This is a genomic window from Streptomyces sp. S186, assembly GCF_051603415.1.
Taxonomy (GTDB): domain Bacteria; phylum Actinomycetota; class Actinomycetes; order Streptomycetales; family Streptomycetaceae; genus Streptomyces.
The window spans coordinates 1,016,923-1,033,148 of record NZ_CP193932.1 but is presented as its reverse complement, the minus strand read 5'-3'; the positions used below and the strand labels follow the sequence as shown (position 1 = coordinate 1,033,148).

Annotated in this window: 15 protein-coding genes; 10 read left to right on the top strand and 5 right to left on the bottom strand. The window is 71.9% G+C overall.

Annotated features, from left to right (window positions below):
- Positions 1–24: 24 nt before the first annotated feature.
- The 3 genes from ACRAS8_RS04585 to ACRAS8_RS04575 all read left to right on the top strand — a co-directional run bounded on the left by ACRAS8_RS04585 (position 25) and on the right by ACRAS8_RS04575 (position 1,763).
- Entirely contained in the window at positions 25–501 is a 477-nt protein-coding gene (locus tag ACRAS8_RS04585; protein WP_438484480.1) for a Pycsar system effector family protein, read from the top strand.
- A gap of 69 nt (positions 502–570) precedes the next feature.
- Complete coding sequence (locus ACRAS8_RS04580; RefSeq protein WP_438484479.1) at positions 571–1,023, top strand: hypothetical protein; 453 nt, start codon at positions 571–573, stop codon at positions 1,021–1,023.
- 26 nt (positions 1,024–1,049) lie between these two features.
- Complete coding sequence (locus ACRAS8_RS04575; protein WP_438484478.1) at positions 1,050–1,763, top strand: M48 family metalloprotease; 714 nt, start codon at positions 1,050–1,052, stop codon at positions 1,761–1,763.
- 770 nt (positions 1,764–2,533) lie between these two features.
- Here the strand turns inward: ACRAS8_RS04575 and ACRAS8_RS04570 are convergent.
- Positions 2,534–3,739, bottom strand: a complete 1,206-nt coding sequence (locus tag ACRAS8_RS04570; RefSeq protein ID WP_438484477.1) for an IS701 family transposase — start codon at positions 3,737–3,739, stop codon at positions 2,534–2,536.
- A 409-nt stretch (positions 3,740–4,148) separates the two neighbouring features.
- Between ACRAS8_RS04570 and ACRAS8_RS04565 the strand changes: the two genes are divergently transcribed.
- From ACRAS8_RS04565 to ACRAS8_RS04550, 4 genes are all read left to right on the top strand, one after another.
- Positions 4,149–4,988: an AfsR/SARP family transcriptional regulator gene (locus ACRAS8_RS04565; RefSeq protein ID WP_438484476.1), complete on the top strand. Its 840-nt coding sequence runs from the start codon at positions 4,149–4,151 to the stop codon at positions 4,986–4,988.
- 72 nt (positions 4,989–5,060) lie between these two features.
- Positions 5,061–5,645 carry an RNA polymerase sigma factor gene (locus ACRAS8_RS04560; protein ID WP_438484475.1) on the top strand — a complete coding sequence of 195 codons (585 nt, stop codon included), beginning with the start codon at positions 5,061–5,063 and terminating at the stop codon, positions 5,643–5,645.
- Entirely contained in the window at positions 5,642–6,463 is an 822-nt protein-coding gene (locus ACRAS8_RS04555) for an Ada metal-binding domain-containing protein (protein ID WP_438484474.1), read from the top strand. Before ACRAS8_RS04560 ends, ACRAS8_RS04555 begins: the two co-directional genes overlap by 4 nt.
- Positions 6,464–6,487: 24 nt before the next feature.
- Entirely contained in the window at positions 6,488–7,030 is a 543-nt protein-coding gene (locus ACRAS8_RS04550) for a methylated-DNA--[protein]-cysteine S-methyltransferase (protein WP_438484473.1), read from the top strand.
- Positions 7,031–7,068: 38 nt separating this feature from the next.
- On the opposite strand, the gene ACRAS8_RS04545 is transcribed toward ACRAS8_RS04550, so the two are convergent.
- Both ACRAS8_RS04545 and ACRAS8_RS04540 read right to left on the bottom strand, forming a co-directional pair.
- On the bottom strand, positions 7,069–8,070 hold the full coding sequence (locus ACRAS8_RS04545) for a methyltransferase (RefSeq protein ID WP_438484472.1): 1,002 nt from the start codon (positions 8,068–8,070) through the stop codon (positions 7,069–7,071).
- Between the two features lie 49 nt (positions 8,071–8,119).
- The gene (locus ACRAS8_RS04540; protein ID WP_438484471.1) at positions 8,120–9,802 is read right to left on the bottom strand and encodes a class I adenylate-forming enzyme family protein; all 1,683 of its coding nucleotides are present in this window, start codon (positions 9,800–9,802) and stop codon (positions 8,120–8,122) included.
- 195 nt (positions 9,803–9,997) lie between these two features.
- On the opposite strand from ACRAS8_RS04540, the gene ACRAS8_RS04535 reads away from it, so the two are divergent.
- The 3 genes from ACRAS8_RS04535 to ACRAS8_RS04525 all read left to right on the top strand — a co-directional run bounded on the left by ACRAS8_RS04535 (position 9,998) and on the right by ACRAS8_RS04525 (position 13,738).
- Positions 9,998–11,653: an FAD-dependent monooxygenase gene (locus ACRAS8_RS04535; protein WP_438484470.1), complete on the top strand. Its 1,656-nt coding sequence runs from the start codon at positions 9,998–10,000 to the stop codon at positions 11,651–11,653.
- A gap of 169 nt (positions 11,654–11,822) precedes the next feature.
- Positions 11,823–12,713, top strand: a complete 891-nt coding sequence (locus ACRAS8_RS04530) for an AfsR/SARP family transcriptional regulator (RefSeq protein ID WP_438484469.1) — start codon at positions 11,823–11,825, stop codon at positions 12,711–12,713.
- A gap of 218 nt (positions 12,714–12,931) precedes the next feature.
- The gene (locus ACRAS8_RS04525) at positions 12,932–13,738 is read left to right on the top strand and encodes an SDR family NAD(P)-dependent oxidoreductase (protein ID WP_438484468.1); all 807 of its coding nucleotides are present in this window, start codon (positions 12,932–12,934) and stop codon (positions 13,736–13,738) included.
- Positions 13,739–13,823: 85 nt separating this feature from the next.
- Here the strand turns inward: ACRAS8_RS04525 and ACRAS8_RS04520 are convergent, their stop codons facing one another.
- A complete protein-coding gene (locus ACRAS8_RS04520) occupies positions 13,824–14,483 on the bottom strand; it encodes a cupin domain-containing protein (RefSeq protein ID WP_438484467.1) in 660 nt (219 codons plus the stop codon).
- Between the two features lie 52 nt (positions 14,484–14,535).
- Positions 14,536–16,224: an FAD-binding oxidoreductase gene (locus ACRAS8_RS04515; protein WP_438484466.1), complete on the bottom strand. Its 1,689-nt coding sequence runs from the start codon at positions 16,222–16,224 to the stop codon at positions 14,536–14,538.
- Positions 16,225–16,226: the final 2 nt, after the last annotated feature.

Genomic DNA, 16,226 nt, shown 5'->3' with positions numbered 1-16,226 from the left:
AGTGGGGGCGTGCAAATTCCGACGGTGGGAGCTCGTCTGCTCACGGAGCTGCGCTCCGAGACAGCTCGTGCGGACAGCAAGGCGTCGCTGCTTCTGGGGGTCATGAGCATGACGGTGAGTCTGCTCGGCGGCCTGTTCGCGGCTCGGGGATGGTTGGTATCCGGGCTCTCCGCACCCGGGAGCGTGCTGCTGTGTGTGGCCATGGCCGCTCTGGCCGGCGCACTGGGGTGCCTACTCCTCGCCGTCCTACCCCGGTACAGCACCAGCCGGTGGTCTCCGGGGCGGCCGTTGACGTACTTCGACGACATCCGACGTGCCGCGGAGGGCGGCTGGCTCGCCCAGGCCCTCGCCGTCACCGAGGCACACCAGGATGACGGAGTACTGGAGGCGCTGGCCCAGAACAGCCGCATCGTCGGTGCCAAACACCGGTGGATCCGCGCCGGTCTGGCTGCCTACTGCGCGGGCGTGGTGATTCTGCTCATTGCGCGGCTCGTCGGCTGAATGCGCCGCGCCGGCCTGCTCTTTACCGCGTCGTCACGATCCGGCCGTATGCCGAGACAGGAACCTCTCATGACCACTGCCTTCGAACCCATCCAGCCCGGCCGCACTTCCCTACCCGAAGCTCCGGTCTATCCCGCTGCTGTCCCCTTTCCAACCTCGTGCTGTCCGGACGAGATGATTCCGCCTCCACCGCCCTACCCGGGCAGCGCGACGCAGTCCGAGGCATCTCACCCCGCCGGGAATCCGGAACAGCAGTCCGTTTCTGAGAAGCGCGTGACGCAAGAGGCGCTCGGCCGCCGTGGGCGTGTGCACCTCGCTAAGCGGCAGCGGGGCATCGACGCCACGACTGTGGGCCAACTGTTGTTGCAGTTACCCTCGTTCCTCGCCAGCCTGGTGATCGTGGTGACACTCTCCCACCTCCTGTTCCGCGGCATGGGATGGTTGGGGGCCTGCTCTGGCTCGCTTCAGGTGCCATGGCGTTTCATCGGCCCACCGAGAGAGCCCTGGCCCGCCATGTGCTGAACCTCCGTCACCCCACCCCGGGGGAATTGAACCGACTGGAACCGCTGTGGCGGGAAGTGGCGGCGCGGACGGGTGTAGAGGGCCGCGCCTACGAACTGTGGATCGAGGAGAGCGATCACCTCAACGCCCTGGCCGCGGCGGGTCACATCGTGGGCGTCACCCGGTTTTCACTGGAGCGTCTGTCTGATAGTCAGCTGGCCGCGGTCCTCGCTCATGAACTGGGGCATCACGTCTGCGGTCACGCGTGGTCCTTGATCCTGGGGCGGTGGTATGCGGCTCCGGTGCGGTTCGCGTGGGCTGCTGTGCGGAGGCTGATCCGGCTCGTCGCCGTCGTGGGCCGTGGGCGCATGAGCTTCTGGGCGGCAGTGCTGCTCCTTGCGGCGGGCGCCATCGTGCTGGCGGTCGCGTGGAAGTACTGGTTCCTCACCCTGACGCTGATGGCCGCTCCGTATCTGCTCGCCGCCGTGACCCGTCGGACCGAACTGAGGGCGGATCACCATGCGGTAGTGGCTGGTTTCGGGCCCATGCTCGCCGAGGTGTTGCATTTGATGCAGGCGGCGGAACGGGAGGGCGGGCATGCGGCGGCTTCTGCTCTGTCCGGGTGTGGCAAGACGGCTGCGATTGACCCGGGAACCGCCGCTCGCGGCGGTAGGCGGAGCCTTTCAGGCAAGCTCCTGTCCTCGCACCCCGACTATTACACGCGCCTGCACCACCTGGCGCCGTCTCTGAAGCGGCGGTGAATTCTGGTCCAAGTGGGATCCTGGGGCTGCGCTGCCGCCGTACCCTTCAGGGCCCCGTACTGCTGGGGCAACGCGGGTCGGGAGGTTGGCCGCTATAGCTTCGTCCTGAATGGCGTTCGGGCGCTGGCATTGCTCGGGCAGATCCTGTTTGCCCAAGATCGGCGTGGCGGTTTTTGCTTTCTGATGGTGCTGAAGGGCTTCCGAGAGCGGGCCGGTTCCTGGACGGGGCGGGCCTAGACCAGCACTACGTTCTGTCGGCGGTCGCCGAAGGAGAGACCGAGGCATCCTTCCCGGAGGAGTGGGTCACTGCCGAGGTGGAGGGCAGCGCCACTAGGCAGTGAGTGAGGGCGGCGATGGGTGTGTTTGCGGAGGTCGCGGCCATCGAACCGGCAGAGGACCTGAAACTTGTGTCCGGAGGAGGGATCGGTGGCCCCGTGGAGGTCGGTCAGGATGCCGCGGTGGTCCAGGTGTTCGGGTGCGGGGCCAGTTGGCGAGCAGTGACGCTCATATGGCGCTTCATGTTCCCTGAGCGCTTGTCCAACTGGTTGTAAATAGGCCCTGAACCGCAACTTCTCTCGCTCTTGTTCACCCTGACGCGACTCCGGTGACACATCATGTGAAGGGCGCGATCGGGTACCTTGACGGTCGTCTTAACGGAGCTTCGCGGACACCAACGTCGACAACCCCCACCGTCACGTCCGGTTGAGCTTTCTGGGGTGACCAGGGACTTCCGCGCGCGATCCGGCGGCGCAAACGCCAGGGTGTGGGTGTCAGGAGCCGGCCGGCTGGAGTTCGCTCAAGGGTGGGGCGAAGTCGTGCGCGTCGGGGGTGGAGCCGGAGAGGCGGTGCCAGCCGTATGCGGCTGAGACCAGGGTCATGTGGTGGTGCCAGCCGGGGAAGGAGCGGCCTTCGAAGTCGAGGAGTCCGAAGCGTTCCCGGAGTGTCTGCACGGCGGTGCCGACGCGGGCCTGGGTAGTGACCAGGGCCTGGAGTTCGTCGAGGTCGGCGATGTTGGTCAGCCAGACGCGGGCGGGGCTGGGGTGCATGGGGTGCCACTTGGCGAGCAGACGCATGGTGTGGTGGCCGTGCGGCAGGTGGACGGGGCCGGAAAGGGTCCACATGGCGGCGGTGTGGCGGTGCCGGTCCCGGGAGGCGGTCGCCAGGGCGGGGGCGCCGCGCTGGAGGCGGCGGTCGACCACGCACAGGCGGGCCGCCAGGGAGCCGGTGCCCGCCCGCCGCTGCGCGCCGTGGTGCGGTCCGCTGCGCACCACCAGGGTCCCGGGCACGGTGACGATGAACCTGACGCCCCGGTGGGACAACCCGTTGACCAGGGAAGCGGTGTCGAGGAGTTCCCTGGCGTCCGCCACGACCGGTGGCGTCGGCTCCTGATGGTGGCACACCTGGGTGTCGACGAGTTCCATGCCCAGTGCCCACAGCGGACGGGCGTCCCCGGAGTCGGGGATGCGCGCGCGGCGGCGTAACTCCCGGTCCTGGCACCAGACTTCGGGCAGGTGGAGGCGCCAGTCCACCGGTACGTCGCCGCAGCAGGTGGACAGCAGCAGTCCGATGCCGACCTGGCAGTTGATGACGCGTCCGGCCGAAGGGTCGAAGCGGCGGTGCACGCCGACGGAGTGCTCGCCCCGCTTGGGCGCGACGACCGGTACGAGGTTCCAGGCCCGTACGGCGGCCCGCTGGCGGGCCCAGTCGGCGAGGGCGCGGCGCGAAGGGTCCCACAGCCAGGGGCTCGCGCTGACGAACTGGTGGAGCGACTGGGAGGCGGTGGGACCGCCGGAGACGGCGGCGGCCATCCGCCGCACGGACTTCTTGCCCGGTGTGCCGATCAGCCCCCGCAGATACGTCTCGGCCCACCGGCGTTGATCCTGCCGGGGCAGGTGCCCGAACACGTCCCTGCTGAAGGCGTCGATCGTCATCTGGCGGTATGGACTGTGCATACGCGTCGTACGGTTCGTGGTCATGCTTGCTCCCCCTAGCGGCGTGACCCCGGATACCTGAGATGGCAAGAGGATAGCGGGACTCGTCCCCGCTGCCAGGCGGCGAAGCCGGGCGATGACACCTTTGGCAAGTTGTCCCGCGGGACCCGGGCTGTCCCGACCTGGGCCGTTGCGCGTCGACGCGCAAACCGCCCGCATCTTTGGGAAGTCGGCGGTTGTGCCCGCGGCCGGGGAGGAAGCAAGGTGCAGCGGCCGCCCGCAACCGGACCGACCGGAGGCCGCCAATGATGCGACGACAGTGCGTAGTTCGTCACTCCTTCCTCGTCCCTTCCATCCCTCCCATCCCTTCCATCCCTCCTGTCCCTCCCATCTCTCCTGTCCCTTATTCCTTCCTCGTCCACTGTCCCGTGCGTGCGTGCGGCAAGGGTCTCCGATGACGCGGGCTCGTACGGTCGTCGGACGTCCGGGCACGGAGGGCGCGGACCTTCCGCTGCGGGTCGGCGTGCTCGGGCCGCTGTCGCTGGTCGTCGACGGGCACCACCGCACCCCCAGCGCCCCCAAACCCCGGCAACTGCTCGCCCTGCTCGCCCTCAACGCCAACCGGACCGTCCGCGCGAGCGAGTGCATCGCGGAGCTGTGGGGGAGCTGCCCGCCCAAGACGGCGCTCTCCACCCTGCAGACGTATGTGCTCTACATCCGGCAGGTCCTGCGCACCGCCCCGGCCGACCACAGCCACTGCCTGATCACCCGCAACCAGGGCTACCAACTCGGCGTGGCTCCGCAGGCGAGCGACCGGCTCGCCTTCGAGCACCTGGCCCGCCGGGGGCGCGAGGCCGGTGCCGCGGGTGACGCCGTGCGTGCTTCCGCACTGCTGGGGCAGGCCCTCGCGCTCTGGCGCGGCCCGGCCCTGGCGGACGTGCCGCCCGGACCGGTCAGTTCCGCGCACGTGGTGGAGCTGGCGGAGGCCCGCACGGGGGTGCTGGAACAGCGGATCGAGGCGGACCTCCGGCTCGGGCGGCATCGCGAACTCCTTGATGAATTGGCTGATTTGACGTTGTGTCATGCGGCGAACGAGAACATTCACGCGCAGTACATGCTGGCTCTGCATCACTCCGGACGGCGGCTTGAGGCCCTGGACGTCTTCCACCGGCTGCGCTGTCGGCTGAGCGGCTCCTTCGGCATCGAGCCCGTACCGCGGCTGCGGCGGTTGTACGAGGCCATCGACGCGGACGACCCCGCCCTGCGGGCGCCCGCGGGATTCCCCGCGCCCTGAGCGACCACGGTCCGGTGCCCCCGAGCCCGCCCTTTCCGCAACCCTTCTGCACAGGACGGTGTTTGACTAGCGATGGACGAGGTGGCCGAGCAACTGACCGACCTGCTGGCGACGGATCTGGACGACGGCTTCACGGAGCTGGTGCGGACCCACGCCAGGGGTGTGCACGCGTTCCTGCTGCGCGTGTCCGGATCAGCGGCGGAAGCGGACGATCTGGGGCAGGACACCTTCCTGCGTGCCTACACGGCGTTGCAGGACTACTCGCCCGAGCGGCGCCGGACCCTGCGCCCGCGCGCCTGGCTGATGACCATCGCGGCGAACGTATGGCGTAACCATGTCCGCACCAGCACCCGCCGGCCGGCGTCGGTCATGCGGATCGACGACGCCGAGGACACCTTTTCGGCGGGGGAGCCGGGACCCGCCGAGCGGGCGCTGAACGCGGACGACCGCGGCCGGCTGATCGCGGCGCTGTCCGAGCTGCCGGAGCACTACCGCGTCCCGGTGGTGCTGCGGCACGTGGTCGGCATGAGCTACGCGGAGGTCGCCCACGTCCAGGGCTGCGCCGTCGGGACGGCCAAGGCGCAGGTCTCGCGCGGTATGGGGGGGTTAAGGCGCCTGCTGGCGCCGGAGGACGAGCTGAGGGAGGTGACGACATGAACGGGGACGAGCAGCAGGTGCACACCGCGCCCGGGCCGGACGGCGAGCCGATCGCAGGGCTGGGCATGCCACCGCTGCCGGCGGGCTTCGCGCTGCGGGTCCTCCGGCGCGCGGGCATCCCGCGCGAGCGCTACGACACGTACGCGCGCCTGGAGACCGCGGCCGGCGGACTGTACGTGGCCGCCGCGCCGGAGGCCATCACCGGTGCCGTGCTCGCGGCCGGCGGGCTGTCACCGGAGCGGTTCGAGGAGATGCACCGGCGGCGCACCGGCCGATCGGCGATCCCCACGACCAAGCGGTTCCCCGGCCTGGCGACGGCCCTGCGCACCGGCCGGGCGCGGAACCTGCCGCTGGACCCGGGCCCGATGGACGAGGCGGAGGCGGCGGTCCTGCGGGCCGTGCGGGCCATCCCGGCCGGCCAGTTGCGCCCGCTGTCCTGGATCGCCCGGGAGTCCGCACTGCCGCCCGCCCGGGAACCCGGGACGCTGGTCGGCCTGCTCGCCCGCAATCCGCTCGCGGTGCTGGTGCCGTGCCACCGGGTGACGCACGACAACGGGGTGCCGTGCGACGCGGCGTACCTGCCGGCGATCGGCGATGCGCTGCGCTCGGCGGAGGGCGTCGACATGGCCGCGGTGCGCCGGTGGTCGCACAGCGGCACGGTCTTCCTCGGCAGCGCGACCACCCGCATCTACTGCCACCCCACCTGCGCCCACGCACGGCGGATCACCTCGCCGCACCGGGTCCCGTTCGCCGACGCCCGGGAAGCCCGCCGGGCCGGATACCGAGCCTGCAAGAGCTGCCGGCCGCTGCCGGCCTGAGCACGACCGTCGAGGAGAAACCCCATGCCGAGCTCCCGTGCCGCCACCCAGGCCGGCGTCGCGCTGACCGTCCGTGACACCGTGCTCGGCGAGCTGCGGCTCGCCGCCACCGACCACGCGCTCGTCTACTGCGGGTTCCAGGGCGCCGCCGAGGTCGCGCGGCGGCTGGCGCGCGCGGGGCTGCGCGAGACGCCCGCCGGTACCCGGACACCGGAGCAGACCGCCCTGCTCGACACGGCCGCACGCCAACTCGCGGCGTATCTGGCGGGCCGGCGGCGGGACTTCGCGCTCCCCTTCGACCTGGCGCTCGCCACGCCCTTCTGCGCCGAGACCGTGCGGGCACTGGACGCACTCGTGCCCTACGGCCGCACGGCGACCTACGGCCAACTGGCCCGTGCGCTCGGCCGGCCGGGGGCGGCCAGGGCGGTGGGCACCGCCCTCGGCGCGAACCCGCTCTGCGTCGTCCTGCCCTGTCACCGCGTCGTGCCGGCGGCCGGCCGCACGGGTGGCTACGCCGGTGGCGAGAGGGCCAAGCGCCACCTCCTCGACCTGGAGCGGAGCGCCTGACGCCGGTCGGATACGGGTGGTGGAAGCCGGGGCCGGCGTCACCGGGCGGCGGCCGCGACCAGCAGGCTGGTTTCGAGGGCAAGGGTGTGGACCGACGCCAGGTCCAGGCCGGCGGCCGCGAACAGGGCGCGGTAGCCGGCGAGATCGCGCTCGCGGCCGCCGGCGGCCATCAGCAGGTGCAGGTCGTACAGGAGCGGCAGCAGGGCCTCCCCGCCGTCGGGCACGACCCGTTCGAGGACCAGCAGCCGGCCCTCGGGGGCCAGGGCACGGCGGATGTGGCGCAGCAGCGTCAGGCAGCGGTCGTCGTCCCAGTCCTGGAGGACGCGCGAGAGCAGATAGACGTCACCGCCGGCCGGCACGCCCGCGAAGGCGTCGCCGGCGCGCACCTCGTGGCGGCCGGTGCCCAGCACCGCGTCGAGGTGGGCCCGCGCCACCGGCACCATGACGGGCCGCTCCACGAGGATGCCGCGCAGGTGCGGGTGGGCCCGCAGCACGGTGCCGAGCAGCAGCCCGCTGCCGCCGGCGACGTCGACGACCAGGTCGCGGCGGGAGAAGTCGAAGGCGTCCAGGACCTCGGGGAAGAAGACGTTGCCCGCGTTCATGGCCCGCTGGAACTTCGCCCCCGCCTCCGGGACCTCCAAGTGGGTGTGCAGGCTCTTGCCGAAGGCGTGCTGGAATCCGGAGGTACCGCTGCGGACGGCGGGCACCACCGCGCCCCACGCGCGGTGGAACTCCTCGCCGTACAGGCGGACCAGGTCGCCCATGGCGTGCGGCGCTCCGGCGCGCAGCAGCTCGCCGGTCGGGGTGAGCCGGTAGCCGCCCGCCGCCTCCTCGAAGACGTCCATGGCGGTGAGCAGCCGCAGCAGCCGGCGGATGCCGTCGGGGTCGGACCGCGTCGCCGCGGCCAGCGCCTCGTCGGTGGTGCGGCCGCCCGCGATGTGGTCGGCGAGGCCGAGGGCGACCGCCGCGTACAGGGCCTGGGCCTGCCAGGTGCCGGTCATGATGTCGACGATGCGGCGCGCGGCCTTCTGGTCGGGCATGCTGGGCCTTTCGTTGCGGTGGGTGCGCCGACGGCCGGCGCTTCGGTGGTCAGGCCGCGCAGTGGGCGACGGTGTCGGTGGTCGGCAGGCTGAGCACGTCGCGGTGGCGTTCGCGCAGGACGCGCTTGAGGACCTTGCCGGTCACGCCCACCGGCAGGTCCGCGCGGGACGGGGCGAGGATCAGGGCGTGGAGCCGGGGCAGGCGGGCCGCGTCGAGGGCCGCGTTGCAGTCGGCGAGCAGCCCGGCGGCGCCGCGGGCGGTACCGCCGGGGGAGTGGACGACGGCGGCCGGGCAGGACCGTCCGGGCTGCCGGGGGTCGGCCACCGCCACCACGGCGGCGTCCAGGGCGCCGGTGACTGTCAGGACGACCTCCTCAAGAGGCAGGCTGTACACGGCTCCGGACGCGGTCTCGATCACGTCGGGCGTGCGGTCCAGGTGGTACCAGTGGCCCGCGCCGTCCCGGCGCACGACGTCGCCGGTGAGGAAGTAGCCGTTGCGGAGGGACTGCTCGGTCAGTCCGGGGTCGTCCCAGTAGCCGGCGGTGATGCTCGGCCCCCGTACGCCCAGCAACCCGGCCTGTCCCGCGGGGAGTTCGCGCCCGGACTCGTCGAGGACGGCTGCCCGGCGCACGGCGCGGACGGGGCGGCCGATGTAGCGCCCGTAGTGCGTGGAGTGCGCGGTGTGGGCGGCTTTGAAGAGCACCATGCCCATCTCGGAGGAGCCGAGGCCGTCGACGTAGACGGACCCGGCGCCGGGGGCGCCGAGGGCGACCAGCGGGCGGATGTGGCGCTCGTGGGAGGCGTCTCCCATGCCGTTCCACGTGTGGATGCGGCGGGCGGCCTCCGGGCGGAGCGCGGCCGGATCGAGCTCGGCGAGGGTGAGCGGGAATCCCAGCACGACCGTGGGGCGGAAGCCGTTGATCGCGCGGGCGACCCGGTCGCCGTCGGCGCCGTCCAGGACGAGGGTGGGCAGGCCCAGCAGCACGGCCAGGGAAAGGTAGCTGATGCCGGCGGAGTGGCTGTGCGGCAGGGAGGTCAGCAGCCGGTCGGAGGTCCGTGAGGGGAAGGTCCACAGCCGCTCGCGCTTGCCGGCGAAGAACGAACGGTGGTGGAAGACCGGGGCCTTGGGGCGGCCGGTGGTGCCCGACGAGTGGGAGATCATCACCAGGTCGTCCGGAGCGTGCCGGTGGGGGAAGTCCGCCAGGGGCGCGGGCGGCCACCCGGCCTCCGCGTCCAGGACGTGTACGTCCTGCGTGCGCGGGGCCGCGGCGCCGGACTCCGCCCAGGCCGCGGCGAGATCCTTGAGCAGGTCGCCGTCGCCCACCACGAGCGCGGTACCGGTACGGGTGAAGTACTCGGCAGCGGTGCCCGGTGCCATCCGCGGATTGCAGTGGACGGCCGCCGCGCCCAGGCTCGTGACCGCGATGTGGTGCAGCAGGCCGAACAGCCCGTGGCGGGTGCAGAGTCCGACGTGGGACGAGGCCGTCACACCCTGCGCGCGGTACCAGTGCGCGTACCGCAGGACGGACCGGCGGATGTCGTCGAGGGAGAACCCCGGTATTTCCCGGTGCTCCCAGTCGGGCCGGGTGACGTCCGGGTGGAACAGGAGAGGCCGGTCCCGGTCGTGCGCAGTGCGCCAGGCGTGCCAGAAGAAGTTCCCCGCTCCCAGATTCCGGTCGAGGTGGAGGCGCAGGCGCTGCGGAATCGACCGATGCGTGCCAAGGAGAAACATGAATGCCTCACTCCGGGGATTCTGGGCGGCGGGCGGTCCCGCACGAGTCTGCGGGCGTCGTCTAAAGGTCCTCTGGAAGGGGAAGTACGCGGCTTTTCCGTGGGGTTCGCCGGCCCTTGCATTAATCCTTCAGAAGGCGTCACGAGGATTGCGTGCGCCGGTTATCCCGAACTCACATACCGGAGGCGCGTGCCAATGGACCACTCCGCTCGCACCCCGGTCGCCATCGTGGGCGGTGGCCCGGTCGGACTGCTGCTGGCGCTCCTGCTCGACCACCACGGGGTCGCCTCGGTCATCTTCGACACCGCGGACTCGGTCCCGGCCGAGCCGCGCGGCAGCACCCACGGCGCCCGCACGATGGAGCACTACCGCAGACTCGGACTCGCTGGCCGGATACGGGAGTTGGGGCTGCCCGGCGGCCACAGTGCCGGCATCTCCTTCTTCACCCGCTACCGCGGCCACCTGCTGGCCCACCTGCCCTGGCCCGGCCCCGACGCGGCCCGCGCCCAGGTCGCGGCGGCCGACCGCACCGACCAGGTGCCCGAGCCCCTGCACCGGGCGAACCAGATGTACGTCGAGCGCCTGCTCCTCGACCACGCCCGCACCCGGCCCCGCGTCACCCTGCGCTACGGGCACCGGGTCACGGCGGTCCGTGAACGGCCCGGCCACGTCGCGCTCACCGAGGAGAGCCGGCACGGCCGGCACACCTGGCGGGCCACCCACGCGGTCGGGTGCGACGGCGGCCGCAGCCTGGTGCGCCGCTCGCTGGGCATCTCCTACGAGGGCGCGGGCTCGCTCGACCAGGACGTCCTCGGCCGCCGGGCGACCGCGGCGCACCTGCGCGTCCCCGGACTGTACGAGCGGTTCCTGCGCGGGAACGCGGCCTGGAGCAACTGGGTGTTCAACGGCGAACTCGCGCTGAACCTCATCGCTCTCGACGGAACCGACGCGTTCTTCCTGCTGACCAGCTCGGTCGACCCGGACGACGCCTCCGACGACGCCCTGGTGGACCTGGTCCGGCGGGCCGCCGGCGTGCCCCTGGACGTGCGGGTGCTCAGCCGCCGCGCCTGGACGCCCGGCGCGGCCCTGGTCGCCACGCGGTTCGGGGCCGGCCGGATCTGGCTCGCGGGCGACGCCGCCCATCTGTTCACCCCCAACGGCGGGTTCGGGATGAACACCGGCGTCGACGACGCCGCCAACCTGGCCTGGAAACTGGCCGCCTCGGTACAGGGATGGGCGGGCCCGGGCCTGTTGCCGTCCTACGAGGCCGAACGGCGCCCGGTCGCCCTGCGCAACACCGCCGCCGCCCGCGAACTCAACATCGCCCTGGGAGCGATCGAGCGGCCGGCCGCCCTGGAGGACGACTCCGCCGAAGGGGAGGCCGCCCGCGCGAGGACGGCCGCACGGCTCGCCGCCTATGGACAGCTCACGCTGGACACGCTCGGCGTCCAGCTCGGCGCGCGCTACGACGGTTCACCCGTCGTCGTCGGGGACGACCGGCCGCCGCCGGACAGCTTCACCTCCTACGTGCCCTCGGGGGTGCCCGGCGGCCGCGCCCCGCATCTGTGGCTCGACGACCGCCGCGGACCGGGCAGTTCGCTCTTCGACCGCCTCGGGCCGGGCTTCACCCTGCTGGACCTGAGCGCGGCGCCTCTCGACACCTCCGGGTTCGAGGCCGCGGCGACGAAAAGCGGAATTCCGTTTTCCGTGCTCCGGGTCGCCGAACCCGCCGCGCGCGAGTTGTACGGACGCGACCTGGTACTCGTACGGCCGGACCAGCACATCGCCTGGCGCGGGAACCGGCCGCCCACGGATATCGCCGGTCTCCTGCGGCGGGCCACCGGCCATTAGCGTTCGGATACCGGCGAAAAGGGAATGAGCAATTCAGCAATCCTCTCGCGGAGTTCACGGAAAAACGATCGACGCGGAGTTGCCAAAGTGGCGAACCGATCATTCGTCGTCCGCCGGTGTGTGGTTACGGTTGAGGCATTACCGCCGGGCACGAATCCGTGGAGAGGTAATGCGTTTCTCGATACTTGGGCCCCTGTCCGTCACCGGAAACGGCAGCGGCGGAACGCCCAGCGCACCCAAGCACCGCCAGATGCTCGTCCTGCTGCTGATGAACGCCAACCGGGTCGTGTCCATGGCCCAGTTCGTCGAGGAGCTGTGGGACTACAGCCCGCCTCCCCGCGCCGTCGCGGCGGTGCACACCTACGTCATGCAGCTGCGCCGCATCCTGCGGTCCGGCGGCGTCCCGCCGGCCGGCCCCGGCCGGCTCGTCACCCGCGACCAGGGCTACCTGTTACGGGTCCACGACGGCGAACTCGACCTGCACTCCTACGAACACCGCCTCCGCGCCGGCCGTGCCGCCCTGGACGCCGGGGCCCTGGACGCCGGCGCCCGGCACATCCGGGCCGCCCACGCCATGTGGCGCGGACCGGTCATCGTCGACGCGCCCGCCGGCCCGCTGCTGCGCGCCGCCCTCGCGGCCCTGGAGCGGGACCGCCTCGCACACGTCGTCCGGCGTGTCGACGCCGAACTGCGACTGGGCCGCCACCACCAGCTCCTCGCCGAGCTGCACGCGCTCGTCCACCAGGACCCCACCCACGAGCAGCTCACGGGCCAGCTGATGCTCGCCCTGTACCGGTCGGGCCGGCGGGCGGACGCGCTCACCGCTTTCCACCGGCTGTGCCGGGCGCTCCGCGAGGAGTTGGGCACCTCCCCAGGACAGGACATCCATCACCTCGTCACGGACATCCTGGCCGGCCACGCCAGGCTGGAACCGCCCTTCCCGCCCGAGACACGGCTGTCCCTCGACGCCGCCGCCCACGCCCTGGCCACCACCGGCCGCCGTCCCCGCGCGAGCACCGCGGACTGGCCGCAGGAGCGGCCGCTGCTGCTCGGTGCGTGACCCGGCCCCGGCGGTCGACGCCCGGCATCCGCGCGCTGCAACCCGTTAGCGCCGGATGGTGTTCAACCCCGCGAGAGCACCGGACGGGACTCTCACCGGCCTCCGGGCCGGCACCACCGCACGCCACGTGATCGGATCGCCCGGCACGACGCGAGAGGTCGGAACCCCGGCATCCGAGACACGGAACCCAAGACACAGAACCCGAGACAAGGACAACCATGGATCTGCAGCTATCCGGCCGCGTCGCCGTGGTCACCGGCGCCTCCAAGGGCATCGGCCTGGCCGTCACCCGCTCGCTGCTCCAGGAGGGCGCCAAGGTCGTGGCGGTCTCCCGCAAGAGCAGCCCCGAGCTGGACCAGCTCGCGAGCGCGGACCTGCTCCACGTGCCGGCCGACCTGATGGACCCGGAGGCCCCGGAGGCGGTCATCGCCCGTGCGGTGGAGCACTTCGGGGGCGTCGACATCCTCGTGAACAACGCGGGTGGCCCGCCGCCCGGAGTCACCATGCCGCGCACCGGCTTCTTCGCCGGTAACGACGAGGAGTGGCGCTCGATCTTCGAGCTCAACCTGTTCTCGGCCGTCCGCGCGATCCGCGCGGCGATCCCGAAGATGCTGGAGCGCAACGGCGGCTCCATCGTCAACATCTCCACCGGCATGGCCCGTCAGCCCGCGCCCGCCAACATCGAGTACGGCGCGGCCAAGGCGGGGCTGTCCAACCTCACCCAGGCCCTGTCGGAGGAGTTCGGCCCGCAGGGCATCCGTATCAACACCGTCTCCCCGGGCGCGGTCCGTACCGCGTGGTGGACCGAGGAGGGCGGCGCGGCCGACGTCATCGCCGGCATGGCGGGCGCCGACCGCGACAGCGTCATGGACAGCATCGCCCCGCAGATGATGGGGCAGGTCACCGGCCGGCTCATCGACCCGCAGGAGGTCGCCGACGCGGTCCTGCTGCTGGCCTCGCCGCGCTCGGCGAGCACCACGGGTTCCGACTACGCCGTCGACGCCGGTTTCCACAAGAGCGTCTGACCGGACGACACCTGCCGGCCGGACTCCCCGGCACACCGGGACCCCGGTGGCCCGCAGGCCACCGGGGTCCTGTCGCACGCGGGGCTCACGCCCGGTCGTCCGCGCCGCCCCCCGCCGCGCCGAGCCGCGCGGCCACCGCCTCGGGCAGCTCTTCCAGTTCGGCCGTCTCCGACGGACCGCGCTCAAGGTACTCGGGATTGCACGCCTGGTAGCCCAGCAGCCTGGCGACCGGCGCCAGCGCACCGTTCATCAGGCGCTGCAGCGGCCAGGGGCGATCCGTGAAACGCAGCACGTCGGCGAACTCCCGCATGGTCACCGCATGCTGGAGCAGCCCCGGACGCCCCTCGGCGTCCGTCTTGCCGTCCTGCGCCAGCCCGAAGAGCTGACGCAGTATCAACTGCTCGAAGCGATCGGCCCGGTTGACCAGCTCCACCACGGCGAACGAGGTCTCCTCGTCGGTGTTGCCGAACCATCGGTGCACCGTGCCCGCCGGCACCGTCACCGTCTGCCCCACCTCGGTGAGGAGCACGTCGCGGCCACCCACGTGCACGCGCAGGCTGCCGCGTACCAGCGTGAAGATCTCCTGGCTGTACGGATGGACGTGATAGCCGGCCGCGAACCCGCCGGGCTCGACATAGAGATCCATGACCGCCCGTACGCCGCCGGTGTGCGCGGCGGGCGTCCTGATGACGATCTTCTCCCGGCAGCGGGGGTTGTAGTAGACCTCGCCCGGACGAACGGACATCTCTCCTCCCAAGGGGAACCGCCCGGCCGGCCCTCCGGCCGGGCGTTTCCCGTCACGGCTTCGGCAGTCGCACCGACTGGCTGTGGTGGAAGACGTTGTGCGGGTCGTACTTCGCCTTGACCCGCTGCAGCCTCGGGTAGCCGTCCTTGTAGTAGAGCGTGTACCAGGGCACGTCGGACTTGTTGTACGCGGGGTCGTGCAGATCGATGTCGGGGTAGTTGACGTAGCAGCCGTCGGTGACCTCGTTGGGCACCGGCACGCCACCGGTCTCGGCGTAGACGCCGTGGAAGAACTCCCGGATCCACTTCAGCGACTTCGCCTCGTCCGCCCGGTCCGTCCACCAGATCATCCAGGCGGCCTTGTACGCGGCCTTCCGGTGCGGGGCGGCGGTGGCGTCCGGTGCGACCGCGTTGACCTTCCCGCCGAAGGAGCTGAGCATCACCGATGCGGTGGGGTTGCCCGCGTCGTCGCGGGTCAACTGCTGGTAGAAGGTGTCGATGTGCGCGTCCGGCATGGCCGTGCGGTAGTACGCGGACTTGAAGTCGCCGTTGAGGCTCGGGTCGTTCAGGGTCGGGTTGGTGGTCCCCAGGTAGCGGGCGGCCTGCAGCCACGGCATCTTGCGCGGCGCGAAGAACTCCGGCATGGCCGGCAGCTCTCCCATGTGGACGGTCAGCGGCTGGTGTGCGATGCCCAGCCCGGCCGTCACGGCGGCCAGGAAGTCGTCCAGCACCTTCGCCGCGCCGGGGGCGGTCGCGTCGGCCTGGGTGACCAGGCCGATGTACCCGTTCGACTTGTGGTTCAGCGAGAGCATGCTGACCAGGTTGTCGTTCGGGGTGCCGGGCCGCAGGTGCTTGGCGTGCCACTCGCCGAAGTTCTTCACCAGGCGCCGGAAGCGTTCCTTCGTCATCTGCTGCCACGGCCAGGAGATGGCGCTGAGCAGCACCTCGGCCGGCGGCTGAGGGAGCAGCGCGGCCGGGTCGGTGCCCTTGGCGCCGGGGGAGCGGAACCAGAAGCGCGTGATCACCCCGAAGTTGCCGCCGCCGCCACCGGTGTGGGCCCACCACAGGTCGTGGTGCGGGTTCCCGGGGTCGCGCGTGGCGACCTTGGCCCGGGCCACGCCGTCCGCGTCGACGGTGACCACCTCCACGCCGTGGAGGTGGTCGACGACCAGGCCCAGCGGGCGGCACAGCAGCCCCCAGCCGCCGCCGCTGACGTGCCCGCCGGCGCCGACCTGGAAGCACATGCCGGCCGGCACGACCACGCCCCAGGTGCGGTACATGCGCTCGTAGACGTTGAGGATCTCGGCCCCGGCCTCCACGGCGATGGCGTTCATCCCGGGGTCGTAGTAGACCCGGTTCATCTTCGTCATGTCGAGGATGACCCGGACCTCGGAGTTGAAGACGAAGTCCTCCCAGCAGTGGCCGCCGCCGCGGACGGTCAGCCGCTTGCCGGCCGACACCGCCTGCTGCACGACGCGGGTCACCTGGGCCGTGGTCTCCGCCAGGCACACCTTCTCGGGCGAGGCCACCCAGCGCTGGTTCCACCCCCGGACCACGTCCGGATACCGCTTGTCGGACGGCGTGATGACGGTGACCGGCTCCGCGGCCGTATCGCCCCCGCCGTCGGCCGCGGCCGCCGTTCCGGGTAAGCCCGCTCCCCCCAGCAGCGCGGCACCGCCGGCCGCGGCGCCCGCGGCGAGGACGTCCCGCCGCCGCATCGCGCCCTCCTCGTTCCCCCTCATGC